The following is a 15429-nucleotide window of genomic DNA, read 5'->3' on the forward strand; positions in this document are numbered from 1 at the left end:
CAGGGTTGACGCGCGTCACTTGGCGTCGGCATAACACTCCACCACCGCCGTACTGAACGGAAACCGCACCGGCGTCTGACCGAACGTCAGCCGCCCCGCCAGTTCCGCCGCCTCCCGGATCGCCGCCACGACCGTCTCCGCCTCCTCCTCGGGACAGTGCACGATCACCTCGTCGTGCTGGAAGAAGACCAACTCGGCCGCCATCCCCGCACAGCTCCGGCGCAGCGCGGCGAGCAGCAGCAGCGTCCAGTCGGCGGCGCTGCCCTGGACGACGAAGTTGCGCGCGAAGCGGCCCCGGGCACGGGAGTTGGAGGAGGCGTATCCGGGCACCCACTCCTGTGTCCCCGTGCCTCCCGCGCCCCCGGCCTGCTCGGCGCCCTCGTCCTCCGCCAGGGGGATGCCGGCCTCCTCCACCGCGTCGTCGTCGGTCCGCACGGCCGGGGGACAGGTGCGCCCCAGCCAGGTCCGCACGAGCCGCCCCTCCTCTCCCGCGCGGGCGGCCTCGTCCACGTACGCGACCGCTTTCGGGAACCGGCGTCTGAGCGCGGCGAGGTTCTTGAGGCCGTCCCCGGAGGTCTGCCCGTACACCGCGCCCAGCACGGCGAGCTTGGCCTGCTCCCGGTCGCCCGAGAACGCGCGGTCGGAGACGGACTGGTACAGGTCGCTCTCCCGCCCCGCGACCTCCATCAGCCCCGGGTCGCGCGAGATCGCGGCGAGGACCCGCGGCTCCATCTGGTCGGCGTCGGCGACGACGAGCCGCCACCCCGGGTCGGCGACCACGGCCCGCCGGATCACCTTGGGGATCTGCAGCCCGCCCCCGCCGTTGGTGACCCAGCGCCCGGTGACGGTCCCGCCCGCGAGGAACTCGGGCCTGAACCGCCCGTCCCGCACCCAGTCATGGAGCCAGGACCAGCCGTGCGCGACCCAGATGCGGTACAGCCTCTTGTACTCGACGAGAGGCTTCACGGCCGGATGGTCGATGCTCTCGATCTCCCATCTCCGCGTGGACCGCACCTTGATCCCGGCCTGCGCGAAGGCCTTGACGACATCGGCGGGCAGATCGGGCCGCACCCGGCGCCCGAACGCCGCCGACACCTCGTCCGCCAGCTCGGCGAGCCGCCGGGGCTCACCACCGCCCGCGTACCGCTCGCCCAGCAGTTCGTGGAGCACCTCGCGATGGACGTCCGCGCGCCAGGGCAGCCCCGCCGTGTTCATCTCGGCGGCCACCAGCATCCCCGCCGACTCGGCGGCCGTCAGCAGCCGCATCCGGTCCGGGTGCGCGGTCGCGTCGTGCCGCCGCTGCTGGTCGGCGTACACCTCGACGAGGTCCGTCAGTGGCAGATGGACGCTCTGGGGCTCGAAGAGCGGCGACTGCGCGCCGGGCTCGGCGGACCGCTGCGGCGGATCCGGCGGTACGGGACCACCGCGCAGCCGGGCGAGGGCCGCCGCCGCGGAACGAGGCTCGCCGAGCCGCCCCTCATGCCCGAGCAGGAGCGTCTCGGCGTCCTCGACGTCGTAGCACCGCTCGACTCGCACCCCCGTGGCGAGCAGCCGCGGATAGACCTCGGCGGTGGACCGCCACACCCATCGGGTGACCTCCGGCCGGCCACGGACGGCGGCGCAGAGATCCCCCTCCCGCAGCACCGGCCCGGCGGGCAGCCCGTCCGGACCGAGGGGGGCGATCTCCACGCCACCGTCCTCGGCCGGAGCGAGCGCCCACCGCTCGGCCGTGTCCGCCATGACTGCCATGTCCGCAGTGTGGCAGGAGGGTCTGACAACGCCCTGGACCAGCGCTTTCAGCCCTGTTCCTCGAACTCCACCCTGATCTTGGCGAGGGTCGCGGTGACGTTCTCCTCCGTTGCCGCCTTGGTGAGGCCGAGGCCGGACAGGACCCCCTCGCCGTTCTCGAACTCCAGCAGGGCTAGCAGGATGTGCTCGGTACCGACGTGGTTGTGACCCAGGCGCAGGGCCTCGCGGAAGGTGAGCTCCAGGACCTTCTTGGCGTCGGAGCCGTACGGGACGAGTTCCGGTACCTCCTCGGCTGCGGGCGGCAGTGCGGTGGTGGCGGCCTGGCGGACGGTGTCGAGCAGGACACCCTGTGCGGTGATCGCCCTGGCTGCCAGGGCCTCCGGTTCGGCGAGCAGACCGAGGACCAGGTGCGCGGGGCGGCCCTCGGGGTTGCGGGCGGCGATGGCCTCGTTGTGGGCGGCCATCACCGTGTTGCGGGCGCGCGGGGTGAACCGCTCGAAGCCCTGGCTGGGGTCGAGGTCGACGGACTCCTTGGGCACGAACCGCTTCTGCGCGGCCTGCCGGGTGACGCCCATGCTCCTGCCGATGTCGGTCCAGGAGGCACCGGAACGCCGGGCCTGGTCCACGAAGTGTCCGATCAGATGGTCGGCAACCTCCCCGAGGTGATCAGCGGCGATCACCGCGTCCTGGAGCTGGTCGAGGGCGTCGGTGTGCACTTTCTTGATGGCCTCGATGAGGTCGTCGAGACGTACGGAGGCCCGGACGGGCTGATTGGTCGTCATGTGTCAACCGTAGGTTGGCAGTAAAGGGACTGTCAACCTCAAGTTGACGGTTGCGGGTGGTGGCATGAAACGATCGACGGGTGACCAGTAGCGCGCCCCCTTCATTCGGCACCGTCGAACGCGCCTTCGAGGCCGCCCTGTACGCCGACACGGACACGGCCCTGGACGCGGGCGCGTCCCTGCTCGCCGCCGACCCGGCCGCGGACGCCGAACTCGCCCGGCGCGGCGAGGAGTTCGTGGCGTCGGCATGGCGCCGAGGCTGGCAGCCGGCCGACGTCGCACGCCTCGTACGGCGCGAGCTGGACGACGTACACGTACGCCAGGTGTCGACGCTGATCACCGCCCAGGCCCCGAAAGACCGAGCCAGGGGCTCCCGCTGGACGGACCAGCTGAAGGACCTCGCGGCAACCCCCGCCCCGCCCCGCACGGACCGCTTCACGCACGCGACGGCGGTCCTGGAGCTGTACCGGCTGCTGCTGACCCTGCCGGCGTTGGAACCTCTGGAGGACCAACCGGCAAAGGCGGGGGAGGGGGCCCGCCCGGAGTCCCGCATGCTGCCCCGTATCCGCGCGCTGCTGGCGAAGGCGGAGGCGACCGGGTTCCCGGAGGAGGCGGAGGCGCTGAGCGCGAAGGCCCAGGAACTGATGGCCCGGCACAGCATCGACGAGGCCCTGCTCGCGGCCGGCGCCCCTGCGGCCGACGCCCCGCGCGCGTGCCGCCTGGGTGTTGACGCCCCGTACGAGGAGGCGAAAGCGGTCCTGCTCCACGCGGTGGCCGACGCGAACCGCTGCCGGGCGGTGTGGAACGAGGCTCTCGGCTTCTCCACGGTGGTGGGCTTCGAACCGGACCTGGAGGCGGTGGAACTCCTCTACACGTCCCTGCTGGTACAGGCGACGGCGGCGATGACAAAGGCGGAGGCGGCCCAGCGGGCAAAGGGCCGCAACCGGACCAAGACCTTCCGCCAGTCCTTCCTGGCGGCCTACGCCCACAAAATGGGCACCCGCCTGGCGTCGACGGCGGCAGCACAGACGGCTGAAGCGGCGGCAACGGGGAGCACCGCTCCCCTGCTCCCGGTCCTGGCCACCCGGGATCTGGCGGTCACGGCCCACCTGGACCAGATGTTCCCCACAACGACGACAACCCGCCTACGGGGCGTGACGGACGAGGCAGGCTGGGCAGAGGGCACGGCAGCGGCAGACAGGGCAGCCCTGCACGCTCACACCCGCCTGCCGGGCACGTAGGGCAACCAGCCCACCCCACCTCCGCCCGCGGACCCGGCACGCGCCGACCGCGCGGTTCCCCGCGTCCCTGAAGGGCGTTCCGGCGGGCCGAGGGTTCATGGGAGCGGGCGCCGCAGTCGGCCGGAGTTCGCGGGCACCGACTGGCCGACTGGGCCCGTGCGTGTGGCTGCGGGCCCGGCGCGCGCCGACCGCGCGGTTCCCCGCGCCCCTGAAGGGGAGCCCCAGCCGGCCGGAGTTCGCAGGCGCCCGACGGCTACTCGCCGATCCTCTGCCGCCGCAGCTGCGGGCATGCGTGCCGCCAGGGGCGGTGGCTGTCCCGCCGGGAGCGGCACCCCGTGCGGCGCCGGGCCGCGCGACCCACCCCGCGGGCAGGACACCGGGCGGTGCCATGCGGCCTCCGTCAGCCACCAACCCCGCGCAAGCGCCCCCGGCGAATCAGGACCCCAGCCCCGCCGTGGGCAACCCCGACGGCAGCTGCCCGCCCTCCGACTTCGTGTACGTCTCCGTACCGAGCCCGCTCTCCCACGTGATCGTCATCGACGTCCTGTCGACGGAGTCGACCATCCCCTGGGCCCGGTCCTCGCTCCCGTCCGAGCAGGTGAGGCGGACCATCTGCATCCCCGCCTCCTTGCCCGCCGTACCGCTGCACACGGTCCCCCCGGTGGCGAACAGCCCGGCCTTCGCCCCGGTGACCACCAGCGCCACGGCACTGCCCTTGCCGGTGGTCAGCCAGCTGCCCGCCAACGCGCTGTCCGCAGTGGGCGAACCGCTGCTGCCGTCGCCGCCGCCCGCGTCGGAGGGCGACGGCGAGGAGGGTGAGGCCGACGAGTCCGTACCGCCACTCGCCGACCCGTCGTCGGACCCCCCGTCACCACTGCACCCGGCAAGCAGCAGCACGCCGGCCACCCCGACCGCCGAGGCCAAACCAGCCCTGCGCGCCAGCACGCGCGCGTACGTCACCGAAGTCACCGGAAGCTCCCAAGCAGTAGCCGTTACGACCGCCCGACACGACCGCAGAAAGCTACCAGGAGGACTTGCGCACCCCGGGAAGGAACCCGGCATGAGCCTGTTCCCGCAGGCCGACCCGGGACAGTCCGAACGTGCGGAAGTACCCGCGCGGCCGCCCGTCCATCTGGTCCCGGTTGCGCACGCGCGTGGCGCTCGCGTCCCGCGGCTGCCGTTCCAGCTCCCGCCGCGCCGCCGCCCGCTCCGCATCCGTCGAAGCCGGCCGCCGGAGGATCTCCTTGAGCTCGGCCCGCCGCTGCGCGTACCGGGCGACGATCTCCTGCCGCTTCTCGTTCTTCGCGATCTTGCTCTTCTTCGCCATGTCGCCGAACCCCCCTCAGACCTTGACCCCACGGGCCCGGATCCGGGCCACCGCCGCCTCGACGCCGATCGTGTCGACGGTCTTGATCCCCTTCGTGCTCAGCCGGAGCCGAACGTTCCTGCCCTCACTGGGCAGCCAGTACCGCTTGGACTGGATGTTGGGGTTGAAGCGACGGGACGTACGCCGGTGCGAGTGGCTGATGTTGTTGCCGAAGCCCGGCTGGGCGCCGGTCAGCATGCAGTGGGCGGACAAGGTGACGCACCTCTCTCGGTCAGGTTATGCAAATGGAAGTCGTTTTCAGTAAGATACCAGCATGGCTCGCAACGAACTCCGGCCGGTCATCAAGCTCCGGTCCACGGCCGGGACCGGCTACACGTACGTCACCCGCAAGAACCGCCGCAACGACCCGGACCGTATGACCCTGCGCAAGTACGACCCGGTCGCCGGCCGGCACGCCGACTTCCGAGAGGAGCGCTGATCAACCGCCATGCGTGAAGGAATCCACCCGGCGTACGGGCCCGTCGTCTTCCGTGACCGGGCCGCGAACCACGCCTTTCTCACCCAGTCCACGATGACCAGCGAGAAGACGATCGACTGGGAGGACGGCAACACCTACCCCGTCGTCGACGTCGAGATCTCGAACATCAGCCACCCCTTCTACACCGGCACGGCCCGCGTTCTGGACACGGCCGGCCGCGTGGAGCGCTTCGAGCGCCGGTACGGCAAGAAGGACTGAGGAGCCCACACGTGCAGGTGCATGAGCATGAGCTCTCCGTGGCGATCGTCGGCGGACTGCACGCCGACGCCCGCAAGGCAGCCGTCGCACGGCTGCTCGCCGACGTGCCGGGCAGCGTCGCACTCCACCACGACCTCGCCACAGCGGCTGCCGGCACGGTCGTCCGCACCGTCAGCGACGCCGGCGGCATCCTCTGCGCGGGCGAGGCGCCCCTGGTCAACGACTGTGCGTGCTGTGCCCTGCGCGAGGATCTCGTCCCGGAGCTGCGGCGGCTCGCGGACGCCGGGCTGACCCGGCTGGCGATCGTCGAACTGTGGGACTCCGTCGAGCCCAAGGCGATGGCCGAGGTGGTGACGGCCGGCGGCCTCACGGTCACCGGCGTCATCACCGCCGTCGACCCGGCGCTGCTGCTGCCGTACCTGGGCAACGGCGACGACCTGGCCGAAGGCGGCCTCGCCGCCGCGGCCACCGACCAGCGCACGGTCGCGGACACCTTCGCCCGCCAGCTTGAGTACGCCACCGTCCTCGCCCTCGTCGACTCCCCGGAAGCCGACGACGAGGACCGCGAGCTGCTCGCGCAGCTCCACCCGACAGCCCGCCAAGTCCCCGTCACGGGCGGCCACCCAGGGGACTTGGCGGGCGCGGCCGGCGCGGCCGCGGCTGCACCCGCGGGAGCAGGCGCGGCGGCGGCCGAGACGGCGAAGGCGACCGCACTCCCGCCCCTCGCCTCCGCCGCCCTCGCCGGATTCGACGTCGAGGCCGCCGCCGCTGCCCAGCACCCGGCGTCCGCGCTGCTGCCCGCCGAGGCCGACGCGCACGGCGTGTCCACCCTCGTGTGGCACCGTCACCGCCCCTTCCACCCGGAGCGGCTGTACGAGGCGCTGGAGGACCTGACCTGCGCCGCCGCGCGCAGCCGGGGCCGGTTCTGGCTCGCCGACCATCCGGACACGTTGCTCCACTGGGACGCGGCGGGCGGCGCGCTGTGCGTGGAGAGCGCGGGCCCCTGGCTCGCCTCGCTCCCGGACGCGGCCTGGGACATGGTCCCGCCCGTACGCCGGGCCGCCGCCGCCCTTGACTGGCACCCCGAGCACGGTGACTGCTGCCAGCACCTGGTGTTCACGTCCCCCGGCCTCGACCGCGACGGGCTCGAACATCTCCTGGAGTCCTGCCTGCTCACCGACGCCGAGTACGCCGGCGGCCGCGCCGCCTGGAAACGCCTGCCGCCCGCCTTCGACACCCTCCTGGAGGTCTGACCCGTAATGGCCCGCAAGATCGAACGCAAGCCCCTCAAGTCCCGCCCCAACCCGCTGGACGCGGCGAAGATCACGTACATCGACTACAAGGACACGGACCTGCTGCGGAAGTTCGTCTCCGACCGGGGCAAGATCCGCAGCCGCCGGGTCACCCGCGTCTCGGCCCAGCAGCAGCGCCTGCTCGCCCGCGCGATCAAGAACGCCCGGGAGATGGCACTGCTGCCGTACGTGTCCCGGTAGCCGCCGCGACCTGAGCGACCTGTCCGCGCGCCCCCGCCGTGCCCCACCCCGCACCCCCGTCTCCGTAGGTCACAGGAGGCGGGGGTGCGGGCGTGCGGGGGAACGCGCGGGGGCGCGCGTGCGTCAAGGTGTGTAGCGGAGCGAACACCCCGCGTGCACGTGCATATGCTCGTGCGTATGCCCATGCATACGGCTGTGCATACGTCCATGCGTCTGCACGTGAACAGAGTTATGATCCGGCTCAGTTGACCACCGCACCAATGGCCTCACCAGCCAGTGCACCACCAGGGAGCGACCTGTGGACCACGACGTGTACGGCGTTGGCGTAGCCGATGAGTCCGGCGCGTACAACGGCATGGCCGCCGCCCGGCTGGACGGGGTCGCCTGGCAGAAGAGCCGCCACAGCAACTCGCAGGGCTCCTGCGTCGAGTTCGCGCGGCTGCCCGGCGGCGAGGTGGCGGTACGCAACTCGCGCTTCCCCGACGGTCCGGCGCTCGTCTACACGCGCGCCGAGATCGAGGCGATGCTCCTGGGCGTCAAGGACGGCGAGTTCGACCACCTGACAGCCGGCTGACCGCCCCGCGCCGTCCCCGGCACGGAAGCGGGACGAAGCGGGGCGTAGCTGCCGTCTCGCGCGCGGCGACGCGCGTAGAATCCCGGCGCGAAGAAACGCCCCCGTGCCTCACTCGGCGGAGCCCAGGCCGAACAGCGCCCAGACGACCTTGCCGCCCAGTGTCCCCGAGAGCGGGTGCCAGCCCCAGCTGTCGCTGAACGAGTCGACGAGGAACAGACCGCGCCCCGACTCGGCCGAGAAGTCCTCCGAGAACTCCTCGGCGTCGTAGGCCACCGGGCTCTCCCGGCTCGGGTCGCGCACCGCGCACACCAGCCGCTCGGTCCAGCGCATCAAGTGCAGCCGTACGGGCGGTTCCTGGGCCGGCGGCGGTGCGGTGTCCGTGGGCAGTGCGTGCCGCAGGGCGTTGGTGACCAGCTCGGAGACGACCAGGCAGACGTCGTCGAAACGGTCGCCGATGTCCCACTGTGTGAGGGTTCTGCGGCTGAACTGCCGTGCCTCACGCACCGCTTCGTAGCGGGCGGGCAACGCGCACGACGCCGCGTTGGACACGGTCGAGGGATCCAGTGGCGGAAGCCCCTGCCTTAACGGCTCGAGCATGGTCGATCCATTCGTCCCCATGCGAGGCACTCCCGGGAGATCGCGGTCGTTGCGATGCAGTTATTGCGATGCAGCGGTGGCGCGAGCCCATGGTTTCGGATGCTTACGGCGGATGCAAGGGCAGATGCACGTGCACACGCCTGAATTGGACCCTCCCGTACCGCTTCTTGGTCATTTTTTCCGCCAACTTTTCACCTCTGGCCGGTCTTCCCCTTGCCCCTTCCTGTGCGTACGCTCTGACGTCTTCCCGTTTGAGTAACCGGACGAGTACTGCTCGGAGTGTTTTAGTGGCAGACTGCGGCCCCTGGAGAGGTTGGGGAGGCTGACGAAGTGAGCGCGGGAGAGCCGGGATCGGTGGTGCGGCGCATGCTGCTCGGATCACACCTGAGGCGACTGCGTGAGGCGCGGGGGATCACGCGAGAGGCTGCGGGTTACTCGATCCGTGCCTCCGAATCGAAGATCAGTCGTATGGAGCTGGGCCGGGTGAGCTTCAAGACGCGGGACGTCGAGGATCTGCTGACGCTGTACGGCGTCAACGACGAGGCCGAGCGCAGTGCGCTCCTCTCCCTCGCGAGGGAGGCCAACGTCGCGGGCTGGTGGCACAGTTACTCGGACGTCCTGCCGAGCTGGTTCCCCACCTATGTGGGGCTGGAGGGCGCGGCGTCCCTGATCCGCGCTTACGAAGTGCAGTTCGTGCACGGCCTGTTGCAGACCGAGGCGTATGCGAGCGCGGTCGTCGGACGCGGTATGAAGGGCGCGAGCCCCGCCGACATCCAGCGCCGCGTCGCGCTGCGCCTGGAGCGGCAGAAGTACCATCTGTCCACCGGCGGCCCGGAGTTCCACGTGGTCCTGGACGAGGCCGCCCTGCGCCGCCCGTACGGCGACCGCGAGGTGATGCGCGGCCAGCTCCAGCACCTGATCGAGATCTCCGAGCGCCCCAACGTACGGCTGCAGATCATGCCGTTCGGCTTCGGCGGGCACGCCGGCGAGAGCGGTGCGTTCACCATCCTGAGCTTCCCGGAGTCGGACCTGTCCGACGTGATCTTCCTGGAGCAGCTCACCAGCGCGCTGTACCTGGACAAGGCGGAGGACGTCACCCAGTACGAGAAGGCGATGAAGGAGCTGCAGCAGGACAGCCCCGGGCCGGACGAGAGCCGGGACCTGCTGAGGGGCCTGCTTCAGCTGTCGTGACCGGGCTTGTCCACTCGCGTCACAAGGTCATCCGATGATCCCCCAACTCCCTCTGATCGCACGTACGATGACGTGCGGTCAGACCGTGATACGGGATTGAGGGATTGAGGGATCACATGCCATCGCTTGAGCACTACTTCGCCGACCTCGCGCAGCAGTACATAGGCGGTGAGTGGCGCCCGGGCACCGGCTCCTGGGACATCATCGACTTCAACCCGTACGACGGCGAGAAGCTCGCCTCGATCACGATCGCCACGGTGGACGAGGTCGACGAGGCGTACCGCGCCGCCGCCGCGGCCCAGAAGGAGTGGGCCGCGACCAGCCCGTACGCCCGCCGGACGGTCTTCGAGAAGGCCCTGCGCATCATCGAGGACCGTGAGCAGGAGATCGCCGGGGCGATCATCGCCGAACTCGGCGGCACGCACCTCAAGGCCGGCTTCGAACTGCACCTCGCCAAGGAGTTCCTGCGCGAGTCGATCCGCCTGGCGCTGACCCCCGAGGGGCAGATCGTCCCGTCGCCGGTCGACGGCAAGGAGAACCGCGTCTACCGCGTCCCGGTGGGTGTGGTGGGTGTGATCAGCCCCTTCAACTTCCCCTTCCTCCTCTCCCTGAAGTCGGTCGCCCCGGCGCTGGCGCTCGGCAACGGCGTCGTCCTCAAGCCGCACCAGGACACCCCGGTCACCGGCGGCTCCCTGGTCGCGAAGATCTTCGAGGACGCGGGCCTGCCGCCCGGCCTCCTGAACGTCGTCATCACCGACATAGCCGAGATCGGCGACGCGTTCATCGAGCACCCGGTCCCGAAGGTCATCTCCTTCACCGGCTCGGACAAGGTCGGCCGCCATGTCGCCGCCGTCTGCGCGCCCCTCTTCAAGAACGTGGTCCTCGAACTGGGCGGCAACAGCGCCCTGGTGGTCCTGGACGACGCGGACATCGACTACGCGGTCGACGCCGCGGTCTTCAGCCGGTACGTCCATCAGGGCCAGGTCTGCATGGCCGCGAACCGTGTCCTGGTGGACCGTTCGATCGCCGGCGAGTTCACCGAGAAGTTCGTGACCAAGGTCAGGTCCCTGAAGGTCGGCGACCCGAGCGATCCCACGACGGTCATCGGACCGGTGATCAACTCCTCCCAGGCGGACGCGATTTCCGGTGTGGTGCGCCGGGCCCTGGCGGAGGGCGCGACGGCGCTGCTCCACGGCACGACGAAGGACAACCTGGTCGAGCCCTCGGTTCTGACCGACCTTCCCGCCGACTCGCCCCTCCTCCGGCAGGAGATCTTCGGCCCGGTGGCCCTCCTCGTCCCCTTCGACGGCGAGGAGGAAGCGGTCCGCCTGGTCAACGACACCCCGTACGGTCTCAGCGGCGCCGTCCACACGGCCGACGTCGAACGCGGGGTCGCCTTCGCCAAGCAGATCGACACGGGCATGTTCCACGTCAACGACGGCACGGTCCACGACGAGCCCCTGGTCGCCTTCGGCGGCGAGAAGTCCTCGGGCATCGGCCGTCTGAACGGCGAGGCGACGGTGGAGGCGTTCACGACGCGGAAGTGGATCTCTGTGCAGCACGGGCGGAGCTTCTTCCCGTTCTGATTCCTTCTGATTCCGTCTGATCCGTAGGGTGCGTTGGCCCCGGTCGGCTGTCACGCCGTCCGGGACCAGGTCGACAGGGTCTCAAGGCCGGGCGCCACGGCTCACCGCGATCCGGCGTACGTCGGTCAGGGCTTCGCTCATCCGGGCCAGCACGAACCGGAGCTGGTCGGGGGTCGTCCGGTGGTCGTCGAGCAGATCGGCCGCGTGGTCCAGGAGATCGCCCGCCATGTCGAGCTGCACGGCCTCCATGGTGTCGGCGAGCCGGGAGACGTAGCCGGTTCCGTCGGTGAAGAGGTAGGCGGGCTTGCCCTCAGGGGTCACCCAGGGCAACAGCCGCGCGGTATCGAGATCGCTCACGCCGTCACCTCCACGCCGAGGATGTTGATCTCGCGCGGCTTGAGATCGACTCCCCGGACGGTTAGCCACAGTGCGCGCCGACGGCCCCGCTGCCCCCGCTCCTTCTCCCGCCGCTCGTGAACGACGAGGTAGGGGGCGGACCAGCGGGGTGTCCTCACCGCGCAGGGGGCGCTCCCAGGGGCCGCGCGCGGTACGGCTGTTGAGGTACGGGGTGACGGGATGGTTCTCCTCCCGGGCGGCGGTGTACGGCTGCCGTCGGCGGCCCGTCGCGGGCAGCAGAAGCCGCAGGAGACAGCGGGCGATACGGTGCCCCATGTCGTCAGCTCCGATGCGTTTGTTGATGACCACGCCCTCGGACCGGTGGCTCGCTTCGTTCGTCGCGGCAGTCAAGGGCGACGTGTTCCTCCCGTCGACCATCTGACGGCATCGGCCGGCCAGCCGACATGGAAAGCAACATGCCTACCACCCGCCCCGCTGCTGAAGATCTTGAGGATGCCCTCGCGCTCGCCCGCCTTGAACATGAGCGCGCACTCGGGCGCGTCGGCACCCTCATCCCACATGCCGAGGCGCGTCGGGCGCTCCTCGCAGCGGCCGGGCTCGGCTGACAGCCGTTTCCCGCGCAATGTCGTCTCGAGAGCCTGCCCATGCGGACAGAACCTGACCTGAAGCCCTCGTAACGTCATCGGTGTCAGGCAGCAACGCCCGCACGACCCGATGGAAGGCGGCCCACCATGGTCAGTCACGTCCCCTCCGAAGCGCCCGGCGACGAGCGCGGAGCACTGCTTTCCTTCATCGAGGAGCAGCGCGGCGGTATCCGGCGGGCCCTGCTGGGGCTGACGGACGAGCAGGCGGCGAGCAGGCCCAGTGCCAGCGAGCTGTCTCTCTCCGGGCTGCTCAAGCACGTCGCCGAGGTCGAGCAGGGCTGGATCGCGCGGGCCAAGGGCGAGGCGCCGGCCGTCAAGCGGGACGAGTCGAACTGGCACGAGTGCTTCGTGCTCGTCGAGGGGGAGACCGTCGCCTCGCAGCTCGCGTACTGGGAGAAGGTCGCCGCCGAGACCGAGGCGTTCCTGCGTTCCGTACCGAGCATCGACGACACCTTCGCGCTGCCGCCGGATCCCTGGTTCCCGCCCGAGGGGCGCGTCTCGATGCGCTGGGTGGCGCTGCACCTGATCCGCGAGACGGCCCGGCACGCCGGTCACGCCGACATCATTCGCGAGTCCCTCGACGGTGCCACCGCCTTCGAGCTGGTGGACCGGGAGCGGGCCGGCTGACCCTCGGGTCCTAGTCTGGACCGCATGTCAGCGATCCGTCTCCTCGTGCTCGGTGCGGTCCGTCAGCACGGGCGGGCCCACGGCTACCAGGTGCGCAACGACCTGGAGTACTGGGGCGCGCACGAGTGGTCCAACGCCAAGCCCGGCTCGATCTACCACGCCCTGAAGCAGATGGCCAAGCAGGGCCTGCTGATCGCGCACGAGATCGCTCCCTCCACGGCCGGTGGCCCGCCGCGGACGGAGTACGAGATCACCGAGGCCGGCACCGAGGAGTGCTTCAGGCTGGTGCGCGAGGCGCTGACCTCGTACGACCAGAAGACGGACGTCAAGTCGGCGGCGATCGGCTTCATCGTCGAACTGCCGCGCGCCGAGGCCGTGGCGCTCCTGAAGGAGCGGATCCGTGGAATCGAGGCGTGGCGCTGCTCGGTCACCGAGCACTACGTGCCCGAGGGCGGCCCCGAACAGCTCGGCCACATCGGCGAGATCATGAACCTGTGGATCCACACGGCCGACGCCGAGGCCGAGTGGACCCGGGGTCTGATCGCCCGGATCGAGGGCGGGGCGTACACGTTCGCCGGGGAGGGCGAGCCGTTCGTCGGCGTGCTGACCGAGGGCGAGGAGAACCCGTACGCGACGGGGGAGAAGCACCCCGGGGACGATCACTAATCAAGTTTGACCAATCATCCTGGGCGCGTTACCTTGGCTAGATAATCAAGTTTGACTAGTGAGGAGGGTCCTGTGGCCGACGCGGCGATCACCGTCGAAGGCGCACACAAGAAGTACGGCGACACACAGGCACTGTCCGGTCTCGACCTCCACGTCGTGCGTGGCACGGTGCACGCCGTGCTCGGGCCGAACGGCGCGGGCAAGACGACCCTGGTCCGCATCCTGTCCACGCTGCTCAGGCCCGACGGCGGCCGGGTCGAGGTGGCAGGCCGCGACGTGGTGAGCGAGGCCCGGGAGGTCCGTTTCCGCATCGGTCTGCTCGGCCAGCACGCGGCGCTCGACGAGGAGCTGAGCGGCCGGCAGAACCTGGAGATGTTCGGCCGCCTCTACCACCTGGGCGCCCGCCACGCGCGCGTGCGGGCCGGTGAACTCCTCGCCCGCTTCGGACTCGCGGACACCGGCCGCAAGGCGGTCCGGCACTACAGCGGCGGAATGCGGCGCCGACTGGACCTCGCCGCCTCCCTCGTCACCGACCCGGAGGTGCTGTTCCTGGACGAACCGACGACCGGCCTCGACCCACGCGGCCGGACGGAGGTGTGGACCGCGGTCCGCTCCCTGGTCGGCGGCGGTGCGACGGTCCTGCTCACCACCCAGTACCTGGAAGAGGCCGACCAGCTCGCCGACCGTGTCTCGGTCGTCGACCGCGGCCGGGTCGTCGCGGACGGCACACCGGACGAGCTGAAGGCCGCCACGGGCGGCGACCGCATCGACGTCGTCCTGCGCGACGCGGGCCAACTCGGCGCGGCCGTCGCCCTGTTGCCCGTACCCGCCGAGGGCGTCTCGGTGGACCCCGACCGGCGGCTGCTGAGCGCCCCCGTCACCGACCGCATGGCGGCGCTCTCCGGGGTCGTAAGGGCCCTGGAGGCGGCCGGGATCGAGGCCGAGGACGTCGCGCTGCGGCGCCCGACGCTGGACGAGGTGTTCCTGGACCTCACCGGGGGCGACGAGCGGACGAAGGAGGCCGTGTGACGACGTACGGGATGAGGAGCGGCGTTCCCGCCCCGGCACTTGGGACGCCGGGCACGCGCGCGTTGACGGACTGCTGGACCATGACCCGCCGCGAACTCGCCCACTGGGCACGGCAGCCGGTCCAGGTGCTGGTCGGGCTGGTCTTCCCGGTGATGCTGCTGCTGATGTTCGGCTATCTGGTCGGCGGTGGCCGGGGCGTCGCGGGCGACTATGTCGACTTTCTGGTCCCCGGCATGCTTGTGCTCACCATGGCCTTCGGCCTGGAGGGCACCATGCTCGCCGTCACCCAGGATCTCAACAAGGGCGTGATCGACCGCTTCCGGTCGATGCCCATGGCCAACGGCGCGGTCTTGGTGGGCCGTTCGGCCGCCGACATGCTCCAGTCGGCGCTGGGGCTCGCCGTGATGCTCGCGGTGGGGTACGCGATCGGCTGGCGCGCCCACGGGGGCGTGGCGGCCCTCCTGGGGGCCGTGGGCCTGCTCCTGCTGTTCCGCTTCGCCATGCTCTGGATCGGCATCCAGCTGGCCATGGTGGCCGGGAAGCCGGAGCTGGTGCAGGCGGTCCAGATCCTGGTCTGGCCGGTCGGCTTCCTGTCCAACGCCTTCGCCACCCCCGAGTCCATGCCGGGCTGGCTGGGCACGGCCGTCCAGTGGAACCCGATGTCCCATACGGCCACCGCCGTACGCGACCTGTTCGGCAACCCCGGCGGCGAACCGGGCCACATCTGGGCGGCCGTCGCCTGGCCGCTGGCCCTGCTGGCGGTCTTCTTCCCGCTGGCGGTACGGAGGTTCGGCCGGCTGAGCCGCTAGCGCTCCGCTGGAAGGGCGTGA

21 protein-coding genes are annotated in these 15429 nt (G+C 70.9%); 13 read left to right on the top strand and 8 right to left on the bottom strand.

Features of this window, described 5'->3' with window-relative positions:
* Window positions 1-15 precede the first annotated feature (15 nt).
* Together RB628_RS16645 and RB628_RS16650 are read right to left on the bottom strand one after the other, a co-directional pair.
* Window positions 16-1740 (bottom strand): bifunctional 3'-5' exonuclease/DNA polymerase, encoded by a 1725-nt coding sequence (locus RB628_RS16645; protein WP_318321275.1) that lies wholly within the window; start codon window positions 1738-1740, stop codon window positions 16-18.
* 56 nt (window positions 1741-1796) lie between these two features.
* Window positions 1797-2531 (bottom strand): Clp protease N-terminal domain-containing protein, encoded by a 735-nt coding sequence (locus RB628_RS16650; RefSeq protein WP_318321216.1) that lies wholly within the window; start codon window positions 2529-2531, stop codon window positions 1797-1799.
* Between the two features lie 80 nt (window positions 2532-2611).
* On the opposite strand from RB628_RS16650, the gene RB628_RS16655 reads away from it, so the two are divergent.
* Complete coding sequence (locus RB628_RS16655) at window positions 2612-3772, top strand: DUF2786 domain-containing protein (RefSeq protein ID WP_318321217.1); 1161 nt, start codon at window positions 2612-2614, stop codon at window positions 3770-3772.
* A gap of 435 nt (window positions 3773-4207) precedes the next feature.
* On the opposite strand, the gene RB628_RS16660 is transcribed toward RB628_RS16655, so the two are convergent.
* Genes RB628_RS16660 through rpmB form a run of 3 tightly spaced genes read right to left on the bottom strand, consistent with a single transcriptional unit; the run spans window position 4208 to window position 5351 of the window.
* Window positions 4208-4741, bottom strand: coding sequence for a hypothetical protein (locus RB628_RS16660; RefSeq protein ID WP_318321218.1), 534 nt, complete (start codon window positions 4739-4741; stop codon window positions 4208-4210).
* A 52-nt stretch (window positions 4742-4793) separates the two neighbouring features.
* A complete protein-coding gene (gene rpsN / locus RB628_RS16665; RefSeq protein ID WP_318321219.1) occupies window positions 4794-5099 on the bottom strand; it encodes a 30S ribosomal protein S14 in 306 nt (101 codons plus the stop codon).
* 15 nt (window positions 5100-5114) lie between these two features.
* Entirely contained in the window at window positions 5115-5351 is a 237-nt protein-coding gene (gene rpmB / locus RB628_RS16670) for a 50S ribosomal protein L28 (RefSeq protein WP_006376581.1), read from the bottom strand.
* Window positions 5352-5412: 61 nt separating this feature from the next.
* On the opposite strand from rpmB, the gene rpmG reads away from it, so the two are divergent.
* The 5 genes from rpmG (at window position 5413) to RB628_RS16695 (ending at window position 7902) form a co-directional block, all read left to right on the top strand.
* Complete coding sequence (rpmG, locus tag RB628_RS16675) at window positions 5413-5577, top strand: 50S ribosomal protein L33 (RefSeq protein WP_318321220.1); 165 nt, start codon at window positions 5413-5415, stop codon at window positions 5575-5577.
* Window positions 5578-5586: 9 nt separating this feature from the next.
* Window positions 5587-5835 carry a type B 50S ribosomal protein L31 gene (locus RB628_RS16680; protein WP_318321221.1) on the top strand — a complete coding sequence of 83 codons (249 nt, stop codon included), beginning with the start codon at window positions 5587-5589 and terminating at the stop codon, window positions 5833-5835.
* Window positions 5836-5846: 11 nt separating this feature from the next.
* Window positions 5847-7088 (top strand): CobW family GTP-binding protein, encoded by a 1242-nt coding sequence (locus tag RB628_RS16685; protein WP_318321222.1) that lies wholly within the window; start codon window positions 5847-5849, stop codon window positions 7086-7088.
* 6 nt (window positions 7089-7094) lie between these two features.
* Window positions 7095-7328 carry a 30S ribosomal protein S18 gene (gene rpsR, locus RB628_RS16690; protein WP_318321223.1) on the top strand — a complete coding sequence of 78 codons (234 nt, stop codon included), beginning with the start codon at window positions 7095-7097 and terminating at the stop codon, window positions 7326-7328.
* Between the two features lie 298 nt (window positions 7329-7626).
* Window positions 7627-7902, top strand: a complete 276-nt coding sequence (locus RB628_RS16695) for a DUF397 domain-containing protein (protein WP_318321224.1) — start codon at window positions 7627-7629, stop codon at window positions 7900-7902.
* Between the two features lie 108 nt (window positions 7903-8010).
* Here the strand turns inward: RB628_RS16695 and RB628_RS16700 are convergent, their stop codons facing one another.
* Window positions 8011-8520: an ATP-binding protein gene (locus tag RB628_RS16700; protein WP_318321225.1), complete on the bottom strand. Its 510-nt coding sequence runs from the start codon at window positions 8518-8520 to the stop codon at window positions 8011-8013.
* Window positions 8521-8865: 345 nt separating this feature from the next.
* Here RB628_RS16700 and RB628_RS16705 point away from each other — a divergent pair, with 345 nt between their 5' ends.
* Together RB628_RS16705 and RB628_RS16710 are read left to right on the top strand one after the other, a co-directional pair.
* Window positions 8866-9690 carry a helix-turn-helix transcriptional regulator gene (locus RB628_RS16705; RefSeq protein ID WP_318321276.1) on the top strand — a complete coding sequence of 275 codons (825 nt, stop codon included), beginning with the start codon at window positions 8866-8868 and terminating at the stop codon, window positions 9688-9690.
* A 116-nt stretch (window positions 9691-9806) separates the two neighbouring features.
* Complete coding sequence (locus tag RB628_RS16710) at window positions 9807-11276, top strand: aldehyde dehydrogenase family protein (protein ID WP_318321226.1); 1470 nt, start codon at window positions 9807-9809, stop codon at window positions 11274-11276.
* Between the two features lie 81 nt (window positions 11277-11357).
* Here RB628_RS16710 and RB628_RS16715 read toward each other — a convergent pair whose 3' ends face one another.
* Complete coding sequence (locus RB628_RS16715) at window positions 11358-11633, bottom strand: hypothetical protein (protein WP_318321227.1); 276 nt, start codon at window positions 11631-11633, stop codon at window positions 11358-11360.
* Window positions 11630-11791: a hypothetical protein gene (locus RB628_RS16720; protein ID WP_318321228.1), complete on the bottom strand. Its 162-nt coding sequence runs from the start codon at window positions 11789-11791 to the stop codon at window positions 11630-11632. Before RB628_RS16720 ends, RB628_RS16715 begins: the two co-directional genes overlap by 4 nt.
* Window positions 11792-12088: 297 nt before the next feature.
* On the opposite strand from RB628_RS16720, the gene RB628_RS16725 reads away from it, so the two are divergent.
* From RB628_RS16725 to RB628_RS16745, 5 genes are all read left to right on the top strand, one after another.
* Window positions 12089-12238 carry a hypothetical protein gene (locus RB628_RS16725; RefSeq protein WP_318321229.1) on the top strand — a complete coding sequence of 50 codons (150 nt, stop codon included), beginning with the start codon at window positions 12089-12091 and terminating at the stop codon, window positions 12236-12238.
* A gap of 126 nt (window positions 12239-12364) precedes the next feature.
* Window positions 12365-12904, top strand: a complete 540-nt coding sequence (locus RB628_RS16730; protein ID WP_318321230.1) for a DinB family protein — start codon at window positions 12365-12367, stop codon at window positions 12902-12904.
* 24 nt (window positions 12905-12928) lie between these two features.
* The gene (locus tag RB628_RS16735) at window positions 12929-13570 is read left to right on the top strand and encodes a PadR family transcriptional regulator (protein ID WP_318321231.1); all 642 of its coding nucleotides are present in this window, start codon (window positions 12929-12931) and stop codon (window positions 13568-13570) included.
* 72 nt (window positions 13571-13642) lie between these two features.
* Window positions 13643-14599, top strand: a complete 957-nt coding sequence (locus RB628_RS16740; protein ID WP_318321232.1) for an ATP-binding cassette domain-containing protein — start codon at window positions 13643-13645, stop codon at window positions 14597-14599.
* Between the two features lie 11 nt (window positions 14600-14610).
* Complete coding sequence (locus tag RB628_RS16745; RefSeq protein ID WP_318321277.1) at window positions 14611-15408, top strand: ABC transporter permease; 798 nt, start codon at window positions 14611-14613, stop codon at window positions 15406-15408.
* Window positions 15409-15429 lie beyond the last annotated feature (21 nt).

This window comes from Streptomyces sp. ADMS, from assembly GCF_033441795.1.
Classification (GTDB): domain Bacteria; phylum Actinomycetota; class Actinomycetes; order Streptomycetales; family Streptomycetaceae; genus Streptomyces.